The following is a 20,624-nucleotide window of genomic DNA, read 5'->3' as shown; positions in this document are numbered from 1 at the left end:
TGTCTCTATATAGGACCTTCTCGTTTGGATGAGGCATTTCCTGCCAATCTATGCATTTCTTTTAATGTGATAATCAATTTGTAAAAACGGAATACCAAATAACGTCATCTGATGAAGAGCTGACAATGTCTTGTCATCTACCGCAGAAATTTGAAAATGCTCCTGTAAGGGTAGCCTCATCACATTTTTTCCTATCGCCAAATAAATTCCTGCTTCTCCAGCATGGCGACTTGTTAGGTGTAGTTGACCATTTTCTTCGTAGGCATACAAAATGCCAACCATTGTTGAGAACGGGAGTGGTAAGGCTATATTCATATAGGTCGTTTCGTTGCTTGTGTGCTTCGAATAAATCGCGACAAAAACGGTTTGCTGATGAATTGTCCGAATCCATGCACGTGGAGACGGACGGCTATCTTGTGCAGAATCGACCTGAACAATGCTACCCGTCATCTCAACTGGCTTACTGGAAAAGGGTAAATTGAGCTGTTGGAGAAAACGACCCATGCCTTGATAAAGAAAGGCAAAAGGTCGAAACCAAGTCTTCCAATGCACCCTCGAAAACAGACGATAGGTCGTTGTATGCTCATAAAAATGTGGAATGACAGGCGGTAGCTTTGCTGTATTGACAAAATCCTGTAAGGCATCGACCAAGCCAGGGTGTGGTATATTCTCATGATGTAGCTTCCCGCGAATTTGGCTTACAGGGAACTCAAACGGACGCTGTGTTGTTGGGGGGACAGCCATTAGCCAGGCGATGACCCCTAAAGCCCCAAAGAAAACACCATTGATCACACCATGGAATTGAAGCATTTCTGGAATGCCGATGGAAAAGTTTCCGCTGACACGACTGTAAACATACAGACAAGACCCAAGAATCGTCAGACAGAGCGCTCCATAGGAAATCCTCAGCAATAGCCCCTGTCCAAACGGAAGCTTTGTTTTGAGCGCTACGAAAAACAAGCCGTAAATGGCGAAAATATAAAGAGCAACGGCAATGATTTCGATGAGAACGGAAAAGGCAATACCTATCGCAACAAGGATTGGTCCTGCTAGCAATATCATCACCATGACACGATACCCGTTACTATCATGTAATCGACCTAAAAGTCCTACGGAAATGGGTAATAAACAAGCTGAATAATGAAAGTGAATCGCTGTTAACCACGTTATTAATGGTGAAAAACCCGTATCCATGTTAGCGACATAGGCGAAAAACCACAAACCACCAAGAGCTAGGTAGAAAAGCCCCATGTCGATAGCAAACTCCGCAATATTCGTAAAGCCTCGTTGTAAAAATCTTTTCACGCCTTGTATGGCAATATAGAAGGTATACAGTAAATACATGCCTGCCAAAACATTAGCCAATAAGCCATCCGTCGACCAATGCAGCAGTGTAACGGCTAGCATCATCGCCAAAATAATGGCTGTGCCGACTTTCTGAACATCCACAACCATTGATACCATGGTGGGAACGAAAACTAGTTGAGCAACGGTTAGTAACCATAAGTAATTGGGTTGCCCACTAAGCACAAAGCACATCACCGTAAACAAAATCCCTAGTAAAAAAATAAAATTACTTCGATTGTTGCGTAAATTCACCAGCATACAACATGAGCCTCCCTATGAATGGATTATGAATGGAGACATGAATGGTAAAGACATTTTTCGATTCATCAAAGCCTTCCTCTACAATGACTCGGCCCTCTAACAGTCTAGGCATCGGGCATTCGAAACGCGAGAGGACTAACCGCTGCTTACCTGACCGAATGACTAGTGTCCCCGCTCGTGTCACCGTAAAGTGCAAATCAGAATAAAAAAGAGCGGGTGTGCCTAAATAATCTCTCACAATTTTTTGGATTGGATCAATGGTCATCCTTGCATCAAAATGTCTTGTTTTCTGCGGGAAATAAAAGGTGCGCTCCCATAGTACCTCTAGTTCCCCACTTGGTAGGGCTCTGCATGTATTCGAAATGGTAAAAGGGATATCCTCCCCTGACTCTGGGAACAGAAATCGCGTTTTCGCAGCCAGTGTATAGAAGGGACGCATCCATTTAGCACCAGATTTTATTTGATGCATCACGCCCTGAGCAAAAAATGGTTCATCTATTGGTAACGCATAACGTTGCTGTAGCATCGGATGAAGTCTCGCAAAATCATCCCCTAATATTGATTGATAGATCGTCATCCTTGTTATCCTCGCTTTCTTTTGCAACTTTTAGCACTGGGTACATCCTTACTTAAGCTAAAGCCGACAATCGACAACACCCATAAAGCGCTATTAAAGGTAAGTGGATTAAAGGGTGCTTGTACACTTGTCGGGTCCGCAACAGTAGCAGCTATCGTCAAGAGCGGAAAAATGATAATTTGCATACCAAAGAGCCAGCGTTTTCCTCGCGGGTAAAGCCAACATAAAGCAAAGAGAATTTCCGCAACCCCTATCCAAATAACCAGATAATCTGCATGATTTAGTAATGAAGCCGTCATCTTTGATTCCTGCGGATGTAAATGGATAATCTTCGGTACAAGACCATGATAGAACCAGACAAAGCAAAAGAATAGACGCATGAGCATCGTTAAAAAGAATCGTCTATACTGTGCAGCAGGATTTTCTCCTTTTTCTAGCCATCTTTTTAAAACATCAAAGCTGAGTGCCGTCGCCCACCCCATTAATGGACGAAAAAGTAAATCAAAGAATACGCCAAGCTTGCCGTAGCGTGTGTCATAATCATATTGGGTCAGAAATGTCAGCCCCTGTTGATGCGGGATATATTGCCAATAGCCCTTTCCCTCCGCTATGGGTGAGCGCTTTTGAGGCGTACCAAAATGCAGTGAGGATGTTCGCGTGCCATTTTCTTTATGATGCTCCCCCTTGCTTTCTCCCCAGCCGCTTACCTGTAAGCCTGGCATGACCTTCGTTTCATAGGTAAAACGCTGTGGCTCCTCAGTTGCTTTTTTCGGACTATATGTAATCGATGTAAAACGTAAATCCCATTGCTCATGCAGCTGAGGATTTTGTGTATAATCCCACGCTTTCTCTATAGGAGCCTGAATGTCTATCTCGACATAAATAGGCTTTCTGCTCATAAACTCACTCCTTTTTTGATGAAGCCACTATCATTATAGCAGTAAATTGATAACCTTCTATTAAATGGGTATGCAAATTACGTTTCTCAATAAAAATAAAAAACTTGAATCGAAAAGATGACTTGAGTCTAATGGTATCGTTTGTACTATATTTTTAAATAGTTTTAACGAGAATACTAGGCTTTATTGATAATGGTATACCCATGTCCGATTACTTCTTCACATCAGGCATCAAGAGCATGCCTTTATGTTCTTACACTCATTCACTCTCCAGAGTCTATGGGATGAGCCGACCAAGCTAGAAATTTAAATAACAACAGCCCCTCTATTAATAGAAGGGCTGTTGTTTTTCCTGTTCAAAATTATGGTCTTGAAGGGTCCTTTACAAAATGTTATGGTTTTTGACACGCAAAATTATATCCACCAATTTTTCTAGCCTCAGTAGCATTGGTTTGTCCATTTAAACCAGCATCTTCTCGGGAGTCAATGATTGGATTCCCTCCCTGTGCAAAGCATTTGTTCATATAATTCATTTTTTCTTTATGTGTCAAGTATCGGTCCCAGAAGAAATAGCCTATGAAAGAAACCAAACCAATTCCTGCAAGCCATGCTATAACAGCATATGGTGTTACTTCTCCATCTTCATTTTCTTTATAAATAATTGTGCCTTCATAATTGTTCATGTCTAGCCCAAAGGTTAAAAGTTTATGATGAACCTCATTAGGAGATAGTGATTCAAGAGATTCGTAATAATTTAATTCTTCATCTGTGAAATGATATAATTTCTGAGCTGCTTCTTCATCAAACGCTAATGTTTGCGTAGCCAAGTTATAGTAGATGGATTCGGCTAAAACACTTTCTTTACGTCCATATTCATCAGCATTCGCAAAATTCGGAAAAATTGTAGCAACAATTAACGTAACAATCAAACTGCAAATAAAAAATTGAAGCTTCTTCATCACAGTAAACCTCCTTGTTTTATTTATTTATGTTAAAATATTACATTTATGGATAATGTAACATTATCTTTATTATACATATAATCCAGATAAATGTATAATATATAAAGAAAGTGAGGTGTTTTTTTGTATTTCTCAAATATACAATTATTAATGCTTGTATTTGCTTTTGTTATTGCGATTTTGAGTGTGATTAAAGTGTATCAAATAAAAAAAGAATATTTGATTAAACACAGAGAATTAGAGGTGGAATACGAAAGAATCCAACTGGAGAAACAAAAACAAAAGATTCTTTAATTTAGTATGAAACTTACTATATAAAAAGTGCACCTCGTCATTAGATTTTCCCTAACGATTGGGTGCACCTATTTTTTTCTAAATTGCTCTAGCTACTTACCCATTGATTGGGTAAGCTTTAATGTCAAAATGTTTCGCTGGATAAAACACTGACCGAAATTATCGGATAGCCTTCAATCATTCATGACATCTTGCCACCAGTCGTCTACCTGATCGTGTAATAACTGTTCTGGATGAGTGCCATGTCCACGATATAACGGTGCATAGCAAGTATAGCCTTGGTTATGTAGTGCAGTGGCTACTTTCTTCATATCTCTTGTATGACTTGTAAAGGAATGTAAAAGCAATAGGGCATGCTCATTTCCCTCTAAATAAATCTCTTTTGCTGGTAATATGTTTAGCACTTCATCAAGCCCTTTCTTCCATCTACCTTTATTTAAGCCCCAACAAACAGCACTGCCTGTCCGATGGCAATAAAAAAGGCTTCCTGCTGAATGGGGCTGCTGTCTTCAATTTGCAGCGTAATGTCAAAATGTGTCTCGCAGAAAGTCGCTTGCCAGCGTGCGATAGGCTGTTCATTCACAGTAAAAACAGACCAGTCCTCCATTTCTTTGTTAAGCTTGATTTGCTGTTCGCCATCGGTAATGACTAAATCGGGAATCATGATTTGCCAGCCATCGTAAGCAATCATATAGTCTTTACCTGTTACTAAATCCTTGCCACGGAAATGGACACGCCCACGACGGGATACTTTTTTACACGTAAAAAGTGGCTGACCATTGCGATCGTGGACATCAAAACGAACGAAATAACGATAGTCCATCGTTTTATCGAATGCTTTTTTTAGTGCATTGGCATACACGCGTTGAACGGTGGACGATTCCTCCCCCGCTTCATTTAAAATCGTAACGGTCTCTGTTGACTCAATGGCCGCTGGTTGCTTGTATGTATAGGTCTTCAATCTATTCGCTCCTTTGAAACAATTGCTTTTCTTAAAGCTACCATAAAATAAGCGTCAAATACAAAGGATGTATTTGACGCTCCTATTGCGGCTATTTCAATAAAGTGGCCTACTCCATTTTCTATCGATCTAACTTAAAGGTAATTTCCCCGATGCCCAATTCCGAATTGACCTCTAGCACGACATCTGCCTTGTCGTAAGCTTCGTTGACATAGACACCATTCCCTTTTGACATAAGACCCTCCACATTAGACGAGCCAATGCCTTTTTCCGTCGTTAGTTTCACGCCAACCTTTGAAGGTAAAATAACTGTTGTTTGACCGACACCTGTTTCAATAGTTGTTGTAAAGCTCTTCTTCCAGTCGCCACCTAGATTAACCGTTAGATCACCGACACCCGATTCAATATCGAGTTTTTCCAGCTGAAGACCCTGTAAATCGAGGTTGGCAAGAGAGGCACCCGTTTCCACAGTCAGATCCATCGGGATGCTGTCGTTCAGTTGAATCGCCCATGTGTTTTTAATATTGGAGAGCCCCAGCTTTGTTGAGCCCTTATGCTTGATTTCCACTTCTCCTGTATCGCCATGTACATCATAGTCTACCTGAGGGGCTAGCTTTTTTACATTATATTCTGCGTTGCCCTCCACCCATTCCTTTGCACCACTCGATACATTCATTTCGCCAACACCTAAATCAATATCTACCTCTAATGCTTTCGCTTTATCCTTTTCCACCAAAATGGCTTCCTCTCGCATTTTATTTGGAATAAAGGAAAAGCACCCCGATAATACCAATGCTGACGTGCCCATCACGACACCTAAACCTACTAATTTTTTCACTATTATTTCCTCCCACCGTATAATCTACCAATAATTTCATTATATAGGAGAAGGGAAATTAAAATACGACCCTACGCTTGAATTTCATCTAAGACCTAAGACGTAGAGAGGCTTACTGATAAGGAATGTTATGCCCCTCAAGCAATGCCTTTAAATTCGCAAGAGAGGCAGCATAGCCTGGCGAATTAAAGCTCACTGTAGTGCCATTACCCTGTTCGGCTAGCGTAATAGCAATTAATGTTTCAGGCACTTCTAGATAGAAGGAAAATTCCTTATTTTTCTTCACTTGCTGAATCGTTAGCTCCATCGGCAGTTTTTCAGAAAGCTGATTATGTGCATTTGGCATTAAAGTACATGTCATTTTTTCTCCAGCTGCTAGAATAGGGATGTCCCATGTGGAGCCTGTTGCGTACCATTGGGAGAGGGATTGCTCCTCTGTAATCGCTTGCCATACTTTATCAATCTTTGCCTCAATCCAAATCGAACTGGTCATTCGCAGCAACCTCCATTTCCTCTTTTCCATTATTTTACCGAACTTTCAGTAGTTATACTACTTTGGGATGTTCTGTATAAGTGAAATGCCCCCAGTATGACCATCACAGCGATGACATCCAAAGCGAGCTGATAGCTGGAAAAAACAGCAACCAATAATCCATAAACTGTTGGTGCCAAAACAATAAAGAACTGGTTAATCGTTAACGCTGCACTAACTGTCAGTCCTACTGCTTGCGAATCGGATTGTTCCGTGACACAAGTGATATATATGGAATACCAGCCAAGCGCTAAAAACCCAAATACACTGCAAAAAATAATCATGAGGCCCTTACTATGTATGACAAAGGGCAAACAGCCCACCATCAGAAATGTAGCGACCATGACGAGCACTAATAAAGGCTCTCGTTTTTGAGCGAAATATTGATCACTCATCCAAGCAAGTACAATTCGCCCAAGCATCCCACCAAGTAAAATCAGACTTAAATAGCGCCCTGCCTCGGTTAATGTATACCCACCTTCATGATGTAAATAGCTCATAAAGTGAGCAATGATAATCATTTGGAGGGACATCATGACCATGCCCACAAAAAATAAAGGATAGAGCGCTCGATTGTGCCGAATAGCACGCATCTTCTCTTTAAAAGGAATGAGAGGTGCCGTAGCGGTGTCATGCTGTTTTGGTTCTTTGTACAGCAATAAAAATAATAGTCCCCCACCAACCGCCATCAAGCCCTGTGCTAAATGGACAGAGGATAGATGATGATGTTGATACAAATAGGTCAGCAAAGTGGAAGCCAATGCACCTCCAATCGGAATACCTGTTTGGCGAATCCCAATAGCCAGTCCTCGATGCTTGTTAGGAAACCATTTCACAATAGCAGTACTGCCACCTGTTTGCGCACTGCCATACCATATCCCCACAACTATTAATACGAGAAGCAATGTCGTATAATGATTCACGGGTATTAGCAATAAGGCTGACAGGCCCAGTAGTATCGAGCCCCATCCAATAATCTGCTTTTCTCCCTTTTTATCCATGAGATAGCCGAATAGTAGCATGGAGAAAATTGGCCCTATATTGACGGCTGAAACAATTAGCCCTGTTTGGAAGGACGTTAAGTGCCATTCCATTTGATAAAAAGAGGCAACTGGCCCCATTCCGTAGGTCACAAAGGTTGCGGCTGTCTGCGAAAGTGTAGCCACAAGCAATACGACCCATCGATAATATGTATGCATCATAACCCTCCATCAGGTTACTGCTTTTGCAGTCTACCTTTTCATTATCTAGAGTGTACGTGGACAGCTAGCGTACGTAAAATGGAGGAAAATGATAGCGGCTATTAAAAAAATCTATAGGTATGTGAGGAACAACATGAACATTGAAGAAATTGCCTTAAAAATGGAGCTTTTAGAGAGGCAAAACTTGAGTAAATCGGCTGAAATCACCAATTATACACAATCTGCCTTAACAGCAAAGGTGAAAAAAATGGAGCGTGAAATTGGGCAGGACGTCTTTAAACGAACACCCCAAGGCTTAAAGCTGACAGAGGTAGGTCAACATTATTTACAGTTTTTAAAGAAAGTTACCGAGCAATATGAAGACTTTTTACATACCATCGGCCCTACACAAACGAGCATTTTGGTTGGTACATCTCATACAACCATAAAAATATATGGTCCATCCATCATGAACGCACTGCAAACTAGTCGAAGTCCGATAGATATTGATTTCACTGTGGAATCAAGTACAGCCTTAAATCACAAAGTTCATTTGGCGGAAATAGATTGCGCATTAACAAGTAATCCAATCAAGCATTATAGCGATCTACACTATGATGTACTAGCCACAGAGACATTTGAAGTTATCTCAAGCTCCGCTCCTATCATCGACTTTGAACAACGAACACCTGTCACATTGCTTGTGTTAAGTAAGGGCTGCATGTATACCCATGCATTAGCACAATGGCTCACTGACAAACAGGTACCTTTTACGATGAAGGAGATTAAATCGGTTAGTAGTATTTTAGATTTTCTTGAAATCGAGCACACATTGGCTGTATTAAATACCAAATTACTAGCACTTTATCCTTGTCCTGACCTGCATTTTTATGATTTAGACGGGCTTCACAATGCGATCGAAACAGTTTATATCTATAAAAAAGATGACAGTAAGCAGCCTTTCATCCTGCAATTAAAACAGGTCATTGAATCCTTGCTTGAGCAGAATTAGCTCCATAAACCTATTTGGTGCTAATATTCTAAAAACCCTATATTATTCACACGGACTACACTATAATAGGTTTGTCATTATTAATCTTGTAAATGCTTAGGAGTACATCATGTTTTATTACATCTCGTTATTTTTTGCAGTATTTGCATTATCTACCTCAGCAATCTTTGTTAAGCTAGCTGATGCACCACCAGCGATTACGGCCTTTTATCGACTATTCTTTGCGATGCTAGTGCTTCTTCCATTTTTATTGGCAAAGAAGGACTTGCGGCAGGAGCTTGCTAGCCTATCGAAAAAGCAGTGGGGACTTGGCATTTTATCAGGCTTATTTTTGTCCTGTCATTATGTGTTATGGTTTGAATCATTAAACTACACCTCTGTGGCTAGTTCAACCGTCATTGTGACACTACAGCCACTATTTTCTTTAGTAGGTAGCTATTTTTTATTTAAAGAGCGATTTTCGAAAGGAGCGATTGTTGGCTGCTTCGTAGCGATCATCGGCTGCTTCATTATTGGCTGGCAAGATTTCCAGATTAGTGGACAAGCCCTTTATGGCGATATTCTTGCCTTTATTGCGGCAGGTATTATTACAGCCTACTTTTTTATTGGGCAATCAGTGCGCAAGGATTTATCGCTCATTCCCTATTCCATTATCGGCTATGGCAGTAGCTCGATCTTTTTAGCCGTTTATGCCCTCTTTATGAAAGAATCATTTTTCGATTATTCAGCCTCCACCTGGTGGTCCCTTGTAGGGCTGGCTGTCATTGCAACGATTTTCGGGCAAACCATTTTTAATTGGCTGTTGAAATGGTTAAGTACAACGGTGATTTCCATGAGTATTTTAGGCGAAACAATCGGCACCTGTATATTAGCTTATTTTATTTTAGATGAGATGATTTCCGTTCAACAGGGGATCGGTATTTTGGTCATTTTACTAGGACTTGCCCTGTTCTTACTGCAGCAACGAAAATCAGTGTAAAAGAAAAAACAACGGCAAAGGCTGCCGTTGTTTTTTATTGGTGTGTAAAGTAGAAGGTCGTGCCTTGCTTGTTTGATTGTAAGAGAGCTTCGATATTCAGTGTTTTAGCAATATCCTGAATGATTTTAAGCCCAAGTCCGCCATGCTCATCTTCAGGCGTAAAGCCAATACCATCATCACACATGACAACTTGCCCGTCCTTGATCGTTACCTCTAGCTTGGATGCTTGGGCATGCTTTAATGTATTTTGAAAGACATTATCGAATAAACGCTGTAGCCACAATTCATTGCTAAGCCAAGTTGCTTGTAAATCATCATGCTGAAAATGCAGCGTAATATTCTGCATACGATATAGATACTGCCACTTCTTTATCATCATTTGTAACAATGGGACAAGTTGAACCTCCTCCTGCATGACATAGGACTGTTCACTCGTATCAAAGGACTGTAACTGAAATGCATTTGTTAAATTCGTGATATATTGAATTTGTGCATGTAAGGATTCCACTAATTTGGGCTGCCCCTGTAGTTGATCCTCTAGATAAAACAGTTGCAAGCGGATAGCCGTTAACGGCGTATGGATGTCATGTCGCAACTTTTGTAGCAGCTCTTTTTGAAGCTCCTGCTGCTGGGCAAGCTCTAATTCTCGGTAAGTTGTACGCTCAATTAAGAGATTGACAGATTGGCTAAGCCGCCCGATTTCATCCTCACTTTTTATCGTTAACGTGTCAGGTATTCGCTCATTACTCGCTAGTTCTCGTATTGTTTTATTAAGTAGTGTGATTTTGGATAGTAACGAATGAATCGATGTGGAAAATAGCCATGCGAGCATTCCTAACGCTAGCACAAACGCAATCAGCATCACAGGATAGGCATAAGACTCATGAAACGGAATACCGTCATTTTTCATTTTAAAGGCCTTGTCATACAAAATTGACATGGCCACACTAATGCCTAATAGTACAACCGGCACACTCCCAATGGCTACAAATAATAAAGTACGGTATTTTGTTTTTAATGTCATTTTTTATTATAGGTATTTAAACGATACCCTTCTCCATAAATATTTTGCACAATAGTGCCTGCTAGGTCCTGTAGCTTTGTTCGAATTTTTTTAATATGGACATTCAAAATATTATGATTGCGTTCATCGAGCGGCCAAAGATAATCAAAAAAATGTTCCTTTGTTAACACTCTGTCTCGATTGTCAAATAAATAAAAGAAAATTTTTCGCTCGATCGCTGTCAGGGCGATTTCATCATGGATACTACGATGAAATACTTGACGGCGCTCCCCATCAATCAATAAATGCTGAATTTGCGTAAATGTACCATACTGTTGTGCTAGCATTTTTTGCATTCTTAGCAACAGCTCTCGCGGATCAAATGGCTTTGTTAGGTAATCCTCGCCGACCATCAACCCCTCTAGCTTACTTTCAATATCGTTACGTGCCGATAGAAAAATGATTGGAATATTTAAGCCTAATCGTTTAATATTTTTGCTTAATTGATAGCCATCCTCTCCTGGCAGCATAATATCCATTATGACTAAATCCACCTGCTGAATCAGCGCCATCATATCCTTGCCATCTGTTTTCCAGATTGCCTCATAGCCCTCACGCTTCACTATTTTTTGTAGTAGATCACCAATCATGTGATCGTCTTCTATAATTAAGATTCTAAATCCTTTCATACTTATCGACCTTTCTCATCACCCGTTGTTTTCATAAATTCCATTGCCAGTTGATAGATTGCATCTGGCTGATAGAGATAAATACTATGTGTCCCACTGACCTCCTTCACCTGTGCATTAGTGAATTGCTTTGCAAAGTCAGCATAATCCTGTCGGTTTTGCTTCGTATATTTCGAATGTTTATTTTCTTCCGCAATCGCATCAATTAGTAAGATAGGCGTGTCTTGCGGCTTTTTGAGCTGTTCTGATTGTAAACTATTTTCGTAGACCTGCAACAGCTCATTTTGCATATCCTCATTAAAAAATTGCTTAAAGGACAATGCCTGATAGATTTCCTTTTCCTGTGCTGTTAAAAAGGACATGTTCAATACTTGCGGATTATAGACCTGAGATGGCATAAGTCGATGTAAGCCCAGCTTAGTAGCGAGATGCATTCCCCTTACCATCCAACGATCGACCGTCCCCATTTTATGCTTTACATATTGACTAGGTAAGCCAATGTCCAGAGCGATGATGCTCTTTACTTCCTCTGGGTATTTTTGCGCCCAGTAAATGGCCTCTAGTCCAGAAATGGAATGTGGCACAAGAACATAGGGCGGTTCAAGCCCACTTTGCAGAAGTGCCTGTCGTGTTTGCGCTACAATCGTATCGATTCCTCTATCATCATGGGCTACGTCGCTATAGCCATAGCCAGCTCGATCCACTACCGCAATTTGATGATGCTGTGAAAACTTACGATACAGCCCTTTTAGCTCATATACGGGTGCTGCGATACCTGAGCCAGCCATAAAAATATATGTATCCTCGCCAGCCCCCTCCTGATAAACATGGATGTTTTGTCCATCTACATTGTTTAATGTGCCGTTAGGTTGTAAAATAGTTGACTCCTTCTGTATTAAGCTATAGTGATAAATACAAATTATCACCATTCCAAGCACAATCAATGCCCCCATATAGACAATCATTTTCTTTGCTTTCTTTTTCATACGTATCTCCTCTTTTCGTTGATACTTGCAAGGATACACGGTAAAAATAAATTTCTACTAAACTTTTGGAGAAAATAGATAAATTTCATAAAAAAAGCTACCTAACTAATAGGCAGCTCTCTTGATTAAGCATCTGGATAGGTTTTTCGTAAAAAATCGATCGTTTGTTGTATAAGGGCTTTTAAGATGTCTTCATTCACATCAGCTAGCTTATTAATATAAACGCAGGCTTTTCCTGTTGTGTGTTTACCAAATTGTTGTAATAATTGCTCACGTTCATCCCCTGGAGCAAAATATAAGCTAATTTTCGCTTTGCGAGGGGAATAGGCAGCTAGTGGGGCATCTCCTTCATGGCCTGTTTGATATTTGTAATGATATTTACCAAAACCTATAATGCTCGGTCCCCACATTTTGGCTTCATAGCCTGTGACCTCTGTAAAGATGTCCAATAATCGATAGGCGTCTTCTCGCTTTTTTGGATGGTCTACACTTTCAATAAATTCAATGACACTTACATCGGTTTCTTTGGTCTTTAATTCATACATGTCAATCCCTCGCCTTCCGGAAGATGTACCTTTATTATTCCCTATTCTACCTGCTCTAACAATAGTTTTTGTTGAAGATGACGATAGATCCCCTGCTGCTGCATCAGCTCTTGGTGATTGCCCTGCTCGACAATTTCTCCCTGCTGAATCACAAGGATTTGATCGGCATTTTCGATTGTTTTGAGTCGATGGGCAATGACAAAGCTTGTGCGTCCCTGCATTAAATGCTGTAAGCCTTTTTGAATATCCACCTCTGTTTGGGTATCCACACTTGATGTCGCTTCATCCAAAATTAAAATATCTGCATTTTCTAATATCGCACGCGCGATCGCAATAAGCTGACGCTGCCCCTGACTTAAATTGGCTCCCCCTGCCTGTACGGGCGTTTCGTATTGGGCTGGTAAATATTTTATAAAATGATGGGCATTCGCAATTTTTGCCGCTTCCACAACCTCTTCATCTGTCGCATCTAGCTTCCCAAAGCGAATATTTTCACGAATCGTTCCCGAGAACAAATAGGTGTCCTGTAAAACCACACCGACTCTTTGGCGAATCGTCGCCATCTGATAGTGTTCAATATTATGCCCATCAATTAAAATCTCACCTTGATCGACGTCATAAAAACGTGTTAATAAATTGATAATCGTTGTTTTGCCTGAGCCTGTTGGGCCAACAAGAGCAAATGTCTCTCCTGCCTTGGCATGGAAGTCAATGTTTTTTAACACAGGCTTATTTGGCTCATAGCTAAATGATACTTGCTTGAAAACAACATCCCCCTTGAGCGATGCCGTCTTGATAGCATTAGGCTTGTCGGCTACCTCTGAGGGTTCATCTAGTATCTCAAAAACACGCTCTGCCCCAGCAATAGCAGACTGGAAGGTGTTTAATAGATTAGATAGCTGGTTAAGCGGACGGAAAAATTGCCGTGTATAGGTCACAAAGGCGGCAATAATCCCCACTGTAACAATACTCTTTACTGCTAAAAAGGCACCTGTTCCGATGACGACAGCAAGGCCTAAATTATTCATAAAGTTATTAATCGGACCTAGTAAGCCAGAGGTAATTTCTGCTCGTTGGGCAGAGTTTCGTAGATTTTCGTTTTGCTGATGGAACGTATCAATCGTTTGCTGTTCCTTACCAAAAAGCGTAAGTACCTCCGAACCTGTAATCATTTCCTCAATATAGCCGTTTAGCTTCCCAAGATCCCGTTGCCGTGCAGCATAATTTTTACTGCTGCGTTTAATGATTTGCTTGGTTGTGAAAACGATCAGCGGAATAATAATCAATGTCACGATTGCTAATTGCCAGCTTAATGTAAACATGGCGATACTGACACCAATTACAGTTAAAATGGACGACACGATTTGCGTAACACTTTGCGCAAGTGCGGTATTTAAATTATCAATATCGTTGGTCACACGGCTCATTAGATCCCCAAGTGCCCGCTGATCAAAGAAACGTAATGTCAGCGTCTGAAGCTTTTGAAATAGTTCCAATCGCAATGTCCGAATGGTTTTCATCGCCACATGAATCATGACATAGGTTTGCAGCCATGTCAGAATAGAGGCTACTGTAAAAATAACGGCCAACAGGATGCCTAAACGAATCGTTCCGTCGATATCCTTTTTCATAATATAATCATCTATAATATGTCCAATCATATAGGGCCCCGCAAGGCTTAAAAAGGTCGAGGCAATGACAAAAAGGATAGAGAAAAACAGCCCTACTTTTTGTTGCTTGACATAGTGCCATACACGTGACAATGTCTCCCTTTGATTTTTCGCCTTCTCAGCTGGTCCACCCATACGCGGTCCACGTCCAAAATTCATTTGCTTTGGTTGACTTTGGCTCATTCTTGTTCACCAGCCTTTTGCTGTGACGCATAAATTGCTTGATAATGCGCATTGGATTGTAGAAGCTGCTGATGGGTTCCTTGCCCAACAACGTCGCCATCCTCTAGTACCAAAATAACATCTGCCTGCTGAATGGAGGCAATTTTCGACGCTACGATGAAGGTCGTTGTGTCTTGATAATAGGTGGCAATAGCTCGTTGCACATGTTGTTCCGATGCACTATCGAGCGCTGACGTTGTATCATCCAGCACCAAAATGGCAGGCTTTCGAATAAACGCACGACTTAATGCAAGGCGCTGCTTCTGTCCACCCGAAAGATTCGTAGCACCCTGTAACAATTCATGCGCTATGCCCTCATCAAGTCGCTCTACAAATTCACTGGCACAGGCGGCCTCTAATGCCTGCTGTATGTCCTCAGCTGTGGCATCATCCTTACCGAGACGAATATTTTTTTCAATCGGCCCAGAAAACAATAATGCTTTCTGAGAGGTAAATCCGATATGCTCACGTAGGGTTGCGAGTGAGTAGGATTTTAGCGGTTTTCCGTCTATGCGGATTTCGCCACCAGAGGGATCAAATAAGCGAGGTAATAGCTTCACCAGCGTCGATTTACCACTACCTGTTTTCCCAATAATGCCGACCGTTTGCCCTGGTTTGACCGAAAATGAAATCTTTTTAAGGACATCCTCAGCTGTTTCATAGTAACGATAGCTCACCTGATCAAAGTCAATGGCCCCTTTTATTGGATCTGTCAGCGTATGTTCCGCTTCCTTAACAGCAATCTCTTTGTTTATTACGTCCACAATGCGTTCTCCTGAAGGCAAGGCTCGCGCTATTTGCATCAGCACCATACTAGAGGACATCAGTCCATTTAAAATAATCGTTAAATAGTTGATAAACGCAAGAATAACGCCCACTTGAAGCGTACCCGCATCTACCTTAATGGCTCCAAGCCAAAGCGCCGCTACAATCCCTAGATTGACAACAAACATCGTAAAGGGTACAAGCACGCCGACAATTTGCTCAGCTGTAATAAAACGTTTCGTCAACGCCTCATTTAATTCTCCAAACTGTGCTACCTGCTGTTTTTCACGGCGAAAGGCTTTAACAACACGAATACCCGCCAAATTTTCCTGTAACTTCGTATTGACGGCATCAATCGCCTCCTGAACACGACGATACAATACACCCGAATACTTTGTGAAAAAGTACATTGCGATAATCAACAATGGCACGATAATGAGCAATATGGAAAAAAGCTCACGCGCTGTGACAAACACAATAATCACTGCGCCGATAAAGAGCAATGGCCCACGCACAAAAATACGCAGCGTCATCATAAAAGCACGCTGAATACTTTCCACATCACTCGTTAAAATCGTAATCAGCTTCCCTGTTGTAAAAGCATCTCGCTCCTTGGCTGAGTAAGTCATCATTTTCTCATAAAGAGCCTGTCGAACATCCGACGCAAAATGAATCGCCGCCTTTGAGCTATAATACGAGCAACCAACCCCACCAATAAGTCCGAGCCCTGCACTGCCAAGCATCCACACAAACATAGTCAATACGTAGCGATTATCCCCATTGGCAATCCCCGTATCAATCATATGCTGCATGATAGTCGGCTGAATTAAATCCATCGTCACCTCCAGTACCATCAATAGCGGTGCAATCAAGGTGAAAAATTTATAAGGCCCTAAATACTGCCCTAATTGTTTAATTGCCTGCATACATTCGTCTCCGTTCTATTTAAATCCCATTCGTTCCTCATTATAACTGAAAATCATTCCCATTTGATAAATAATTTTTCGGGTCTCGTAATATTATTGGAGTGGTTTAATTGAGTTGAAGAGTCTCATAAGGAGAAAAAATCTGATTTCTATGCAGATTTTGGAGAGGGGTGACTTTTTAGAGCGAATTTCCACTTCTATAGGAGCGGCTTTCATCAGCTTTGGAGCGAGTTTAGCCTCCTTAGGAGCGGCTTTCTTCCACTTTGGAGTGTGGTTACCATGCTCAGGAGCGACTTCCTCACCTTTCAGAGCGGGCATTTTCCTTTACAAGCAACAGCCAGCTACTTTAGATTCAGCGTCATCCTGTTAATTAAGTAAGGAACCACCCAGAGCAAGGATTAGATCGAAGTAAAATAACACTTGCTCTGGATTATCTGGACCTGTCCCAAGAAACAATCATTTGCTCAAACCAAGCCCCATCACTTTTCAGAAATGTGTAGTTTCTCAAAATTTCGCAGGAAAATTTTTTGTGCCTGTGACTCATTGTCTGCAGCAATTCCTAGCAAAATGACCGTACAGGGGCCTGCTGATTTTGCACCATCAAGGGCGCATTCCACATGTCGCTCCCCAAACAGACGGGCAAATTCTCCTTGTAGCCCCCTTGATCCGACTGGCCATATTTGCTGAACAATTTCTGCCTGCCATGCCTTGTATATAGGCAGCAACTGCGCCACATCTTCAGGTTGTGCCAACACCTCTTCCCCTACAAGCGGCAGGCCATAGGTGTACCAGCTAAGCTGATCGTGGTCAAATGCTCGACGCTGCTGGATTTCTCCAAGCATTGTAACAGCTAAGCCTGACTGCAATGTGGGCATATTGGATTCCGTACTCCCCGCAATGGCTGGACATGTAAGATCTGCCTCTGTAAACACTTGCTGTATACCTTTTTCATAGCGAGACCATGCGGCATCTCCAGAAAAATTCGCAAGTAGAACTTGAACAGGTAGTGCCTGTGCCGCTAGCTGTTCTAAAAAGGTCACACGTGCTGTCATATAGGCCGTTAGTTGATCGGGTGCTGACACAACATCTTGCGGTTTTTGTCCAATGGCTGCGGCATTATCCATTGTTGCAATGAACGTGCCAACTTTCATCGCATTTCTCACTGTACACGACCTTCCTTACGCACAAAAACCTTTGACAGAATGGGCATAACTACCGAGACAATAATTAAATTGATCACCGTTGCCATCAGAATACTGCCTAAAGCACCCCAGAAAAATGCTGGACTAATAATAAAGTAGAATGGGAGTGGCGCTACAATACCGTTTAATACTAAGGCAACAGGCCATTTCCAAAAGTGTAAGCCTTTTTTATGCATCACCCCAAAGACCCATACGACAATCCACATTTCTACCGCGATAATGATATGTAATGGTCCTAATGGGAAGCCAGATGTTAATGCCGTAATAAAATGCCCGATCAATCCAGCAACCCCTGCTAAGATGGGGGATAGAAAGACAACACCTAAAAAGGCAGGAGCCGAATCCAGTGCAGCCGTTGAAATAAACGTTGGTACCTTAATCATTGCCCCTACTGCACAGATGGCCGCTACCATTGCTGTCAAAACCATTTTTCTTAATTTTTGTCGTTCCATTTCATTCCCTCTTTTCTGTTGAATGTCTACTTTACTTCAATGGCTCAGCTATTCCATACCAAATCCGTACAACTTGCTCTGCTTCCTTGAACAAAGCTTGGTATAGACGACCACAGGTATCGCGTAGCTGTCGGGCTTGTTTTTCCATTGGCACAACTCCACGCCCCATATCCGTCACAATAAGTGCGAGTGTGCAATGCTGCTCAATCTCTTGTAATGTGGCTAGCACCTTTTGAACGATTAGTTCATCTTCCTCCAAATTTTGTGTCACAAGCCATTTTTCTAAGTTCTTTAGGACAAGGACATCACAGGCGGGCGCTACCTCAGGTAGTTCGCCAGCAATCATAACCATCTGTTGCTGTTCATACAAGCGCCTCACATAGTCGGTTTTGCCGTTATAGGCACCTCCGATAAAGACATGCATCGTACTCCCTCCTCCCAAGCCTTTCTTGTAAATGTTAAAGCAAATTGTTTATCATGTGGCACCTGATAGGACCAAAAAGGCTGTTCTGTTGGTGCAAAGGCAACAAGTAAGGCACGAATAACCCCACCATGAACCACTAAATAATAGCTATCCTCATTTTTCGGTAAATAATGAAATCCATCTACAACACGTTTCATAAAATCATCGAATGCCTCACCCTGTGGAGGGGGTGTACGGATTGGATCATCTATCCATGCCCGATAGTGAGCATCCATTTTTAGCTCCTCATAGGTTTTCCCTTCGAATGCACCAAAGCTCGTCTCTCGAAGGGATGCCTCTGCCTGGTAGCTAGCATTGGGAAAATAATGAGCAGCCGTTTGTCGACAGCGCTGTAGATCACTGCCATATACTTTTTTAACATTTGCATCCACAACAGCAAGCTTGGCTGTATCTGCTAATGGTGCGTCCGTCCAACCAAGGTAACGCTTTTCAAGATTCTCTTTTGTAGGCGCATGCCGCATTAAGCACACAGTAACAATGTCACCCATAGTACAACCTCCATTCCTTCAATGGAGGCACCCAGTAAATCGCCAGATACTCCACCAAAATTACGCAACGTAAATTGTCGAAAAATAAAAAGTGCAATAGCTAAAACGACGACTAGGACAACGGGAAGAAGTAAGAGCTGCGTGCTGATAAAAACAACCGTCATCGCCAATACGAGCGATAACAGCATGATCACTTTTAATCGATTAGCGTTCATATGAGACTTAAAAAAATAAGCAAGACCTTTTTCCTTTGAGCAATGGAGTGACATAAAATAAAAGCTCATGCCCACTCTTGTTAGAAATGGGACGAATAGTACCATCCACAAGGCGAACCTCTGCTGCACAAAAAGCTCATGTAGAATAACAAATTTCCCCATTAATAAAAACACCACAGCCAATACTCCGAACGCTCCCACACGAGGGTCATCTAAAATCTCCAATCGTTTTTCTCGATCTCTATAGGAAAAATAGGCATCGCCCATATCAATAAAGCCGTCTAAGTGCAAACCACCTGTCCATAAAGCAAATAGCCCTATCACAGTGAAAGCTAGCATCACTTCACTGCTTGCTGTCCACTGCATAAGACTATAAAGTACGGCTGCCACCGTTGTTCCCATTAAAGCACCTATCCATGGTAAGCAAGCAAACATGCCTGTGATGGTGGACCTCGTTAACGGAAGCTCTTTATGTACTGGCAATACCGTAAAAAATTGAAATGCCAGTAGGAGGCTATGCCAAAAATTTTTCATCCTCTTGCCTTCCTTCTTGATTATTTCCATCTCTTTACAATGCCATAGTTCATTTCATAGGCCTCCTGTGCCATAGAAACCAACCATTGATGGAACTGTCCGAGCGTTTGTCGGTATAATTCTACTTCATCACTAGCATAAGGAGGTTCATCAAACAGTTCATTGGATACCACAAAAAAAGTCAAATCCTTCTTCAGTAGTGACAAGATCGCCTGCTTGACGGCCTGTAGCTTATTAGCTAAACACCCAGGCTGTTGTAAACAGGGTGTCCCCTTGTCATAGCCTTCGTAAAAAGCATTGGTCAGCCACGTTGTCACGCAATCCCACAGCACCACATCTCCCTCCTGAAGTGTCTCAAATACTTCAGAAATTGCATAGGGAGCCTCCACCGTCAGCCACTGAATAGGCTGGGCCTGGCGATCTGCCTGATGCCGTAAGATTCTTTTTTCCATTTCATGATCTAAGGCAATACCCGAAGCCAGATAGAGCAAGCGTTTCGCTGTACTTGACTGCGCCTCATAATGCTGAAGCGCTGCTTGCTCTGCAAAATGGGATTTACCACTACGTACACCACCTGTAATAAAAATAAGCGGCATGTAG

The 20,624-nt window shown here is 41.7% G+C and carries 23 protein-coding genes; 2 read left to right on the top strand and 21 right to left on the bottom strand.

Annotation, left to right across the window (positions count from 1 at the left end; translation table 11 throughout):
* Positions 1–48: 48 nt before the first annotated feature.
* From JIN86_RS10810 to JIN86_RS10770, 9 genes are all read right to left on the bottom strand, one after another.
* Positions 49–1,605: a YndJ family protein gene (locus JIN86_RS10810; RefSeq protein ID WP_202341926.1), complete on the bottom strand. Its 1,557-nt coding sequence runs from the start codon at positions 1,603–1,605 to the stop codon at positions 49–51.
* Complete coding sequence (locus tag JIN86_RS10805; RefSeq protein ID WP_202341925.1) at positions 1,574–2,185, bottom strand: DUF4166 domain-containing protein; 612 nt, start codon at positions 2,183–2,185, stop codon at positions 1,574–1,576. Before JIN86_RS10805 ends, JIN86_RS10810 begins: the two co-directional genes overlap by 32 nt.
* Before the next feature lie 5 nt (positions 2,186–2,190).
* Positions 2,191–3,084 (bottom strand): DoxX-like family protein, encoded by an 894-nt coding sequence (locus JIN86_RS10800; protein ID WP_202341924.1) that lies wholly within the window; start codon positions 3,082–3,084, stop codon positions 2,191–2,193.
* 392 nt (positions 3,085–3,476) lie between these two features.
* Positions 3,477–4,043, bottom strand: coding sequence for a hypothetical protein (locus tag JIN86_RS10795; protein WP_202341923.1), 567 nt, complete (start codon positions 4,041–4,043; stop codon positions 3,477–3,479).
* A 470-nt stretch (positions 4,044–4,513) separates the two neighbouring features.
* Entirely contained in the window at positions 4,514–4,744 is a 231-nt protein-coding gene (locus tag JIN86_RS10790) for an alpha/beta hydrolase (RefSeq protein WP_004228725.1), read from the bottom strand.
* Positions 4,745–4,776: 32 nt separating this feature from the next.
* Positions 4,777–5,301 carry a tubby C-terminal domain-like protein gene (locus tag JIN86_RS10785; RefSeq protein ID WP_004228727.1) on the bottom strand — a complete coding sequence of 175 codons (525 nt, stop codon included), beginning with the start codon at positions 5,299–5,301 and terminating at the stop codon, positions 4,777–4,779.
* A 121-nt stretch (positions 5,302–5,422) separates the two neighbouring features.
* Positions 5,423–6,139, bottom strand: coding sequence for a toast rack family protein (locus JIN86_RS10780; protein ID WP_009371057.1), 717 nt, complete (start codon positions 6,137–6,139; stop codon positions 5,423–5,425).
* Positions 6,140–6,251: 112 nt separating this feature from the next.
* A complete protein-coding gene (locus tag JIN86_RS10775) occupies positions 6,252–6,632 on the bottom strand; it encodes an SRPBCC domain-containing protein (protein ID WP_004228732.1) in 381 nt (126 codons plus the stop codon).
* Between the two features lie 29 nt (positions 6,633–6,661).
* Positions 6,662–7,870, bottom strand: coding sequence for an MFS transporter (locus JIN86_RS10770; protein ID WP_004228741.1), 1,209 nt, complete (start codon positions 7,868–7,870; stop codon positions 6,662–6,664).
* Between the two features lie 136 nt (positions 7,871–8,006).
* On the opposite strand from JIN86_RS10770, the gene JIN86_RS10765 reads away from it, so the two are divergent.
* Complete coding sequence (locus tag JIN86_RS10765) at positions 8,007–8,864, top strand: LysR family transcriptional regulator (RefSeq protein WP_004228746.1); 858 nt, start codon at positions 8,007–8,009, stop codon at positions 8,862–8,864.
* 109 nt (positions 8,865–8,973) lie between these two features.
* Positions 8,974–9,843, top strand: a complete 870-nt coding sequence (locus tag JIN86_RS10760; RefSeq protein WP_004228749.1) for a DMT family transporter — start codon at positions 8,974–8,976, stop codon at positions 9,841–9,843.
* A 34-nt stretch (positions 9,844–9,877) separates the two neighbouring features.
* On the opposite strand, the gene JIN86_RS10755 is transcribed toward JIN86_RS10760, so the two are convergent.
* The 12 genes from JIN86_RS10755 to JIN86_RS10700 form a co-directional block, all read right to left on the bottom strand.
* The gene (locus tag JIN86_RS10755; RefSeq protein WP_004228752.1) at positions 9,878–10,867 is read right to left on the bottom strand and encodes a sensor histidine kinase; all 990 of its coding nucleotides are present in this window, start codon (positions 10,865–10,867) and stop codon (positions 9,878–9,880) included.
* A complete protein-coding gene (locus JIN86_RS10750; protein ID WP_009371055.1) occupies positions 10,864–11,535 on the bottom strand; it encodes a response regulator transcription factor in 672 nt (223 codons plus the stop codon). Before JIN86_RS10750 ends, JIN86_RS10755 begins: the two co-directional genes overlap by 4 nt.
* A 2-nt stretch (positions 11,536–11,537) precedes the next feature.
* Entirely contained in the window at positions 11,538–12,521 is a 984-nt protein-coding gene (locus JIN86_RS10745) for an alpha/beta hydrolase (RefSeq protein ID WP_202341922.1), read from the bottom strand.
* Between the two features lie 125 nt (positions 12,522–12,646).
* Positions 12,647–13,066, bottom strand: a complete 420-nt coding sequence (locus tag JIN86_RS10740) for a DUF1801 domain-containing protein (RefSeq protein WP_004228761.1) — start codon at positions 13,064–13,066, stop codon at positions 12,647–12,649.
* A 41-nt stretch (positions 13,067–13,107) separates the two neighbouring features.
* Positions 13,108–14,919 (bottom strand): ABC transporter ATP-binding protein, encoded by a 1,812-nt coding sequence (locus JIN86_RS10735; protein WP_004228764.1) that lies wholly within the window; start codon positions 14,917–14,919, stop codon positions 13,108–13,110.
* Complete coding sequence (locus JIN86_RS10730) at positions 14,916–16,649, bottom strand: ABC transporter ATP-binding protein (RefSeq protein ID WP_202341921.1); 1,734 nt, start codon at positions 16,647–16,649, stop codon at positions 14,916–14,918. Before JIN86_RS10730 ends, JIN86_RS10735 begins: the two co-directional genes overlap by 4 nt.
* Before the next feature lie 479 nt (positions 16,650–17,128).
* Positions 17,129–17,812 (bottom strand): hypothetical protein, encoded by a 684-nt coding sequence (locus JIN86_RS10725; RefSeq protein WP_370568675.1) that lies wholly within the window; start codon positions 17,810–17,812, stop codon positions 17,129–17,131.
* Positions 17,809–18,303, bottom strand: coding sequence for an ECF transporter S component (locus JIN86_RS10720; RefSeq protein ID WP_202341920.1), 495 nt, complete (start codon positions 18,301–18,303; stop codon positions 17,809–17,811). The genes JIN86_RS10725 and JIN86_RS10720 overlap by 4 nt, the downstream gene beginning before the upstream one ends.
* A 31-nt stretch (positions 18,304–18,334) precedes the next feature.
* Positions 18,335–18,727: a bifunctional adenosylcobinamide kinase/adenosylcobinamide-phosphate guanylyltransferase gene (locus JIN86_RS10715; RefSeq protein ID WP_004228774.1), complete on the bottom strand. Its 393-nt coding sequence runs from the start codon at positions 18,725–18,727 to the stop codon at positions 18,335–18,337.
* Positions 18,679–19,275, bottom strand: coding sequence for a histidine phosphatase family protein (locus JIN86_RS10710; protein WP_202341919.1), 597 nt, complete (start codon positions 19,273–19,275; stop codon positions 18,679–18,681). Before JIN86_RS10710 ends, JIN86_RS10715 begins: the two co-directional genes overlap by 49 nt.
* Complete coding sequence (gene cobS, locus JIN86_RS10705; protein WP_004228776.1) at positions 19,248–20,024, bottom strand: adenosylcobinamide-GDP ribazoletransferase; 777 nt, start codon at positions 20,022–20,024, stop codon at positions 19,248–19,250. The genes JIN86_RS10710 and cobS overlap by 28 nt, the downstream gene beginning before the upstream one ends.
* A gap of 20 nt (positions 20,025–20,044) precedes the next feature.
* Positions 20,045–20,620, bottom strand: coding sequence for a bifunctional adenosylcobinamide kinase/adenosylcobinamide-phosphate guanylyltransferase (locus tag JIN86_RS10700; RefSeq protein ID WP_202341937.1), 576 nt, complete (start codon positions 20,618–20,620; stop codon positions 20,045–20,047).
* Positions 20,621–20,624 lie beyond the last annotated feature (4 nt).

It is taken from the genome of Lysinibacillus sp. HST-98, from assembly GCF_016757845.1.
Classification (GTDB): Bacteria; Bacillota; Bacilli; order Bacillales_A; family Planococcaceae; genus Lysinibacillus; species Lysinibacillus capsici.
The sequence above is the reverse complement of the archived record's forward strand: the minus strand, read 5'-3'. Positions and strand labels throughout refer to the sequence as shown.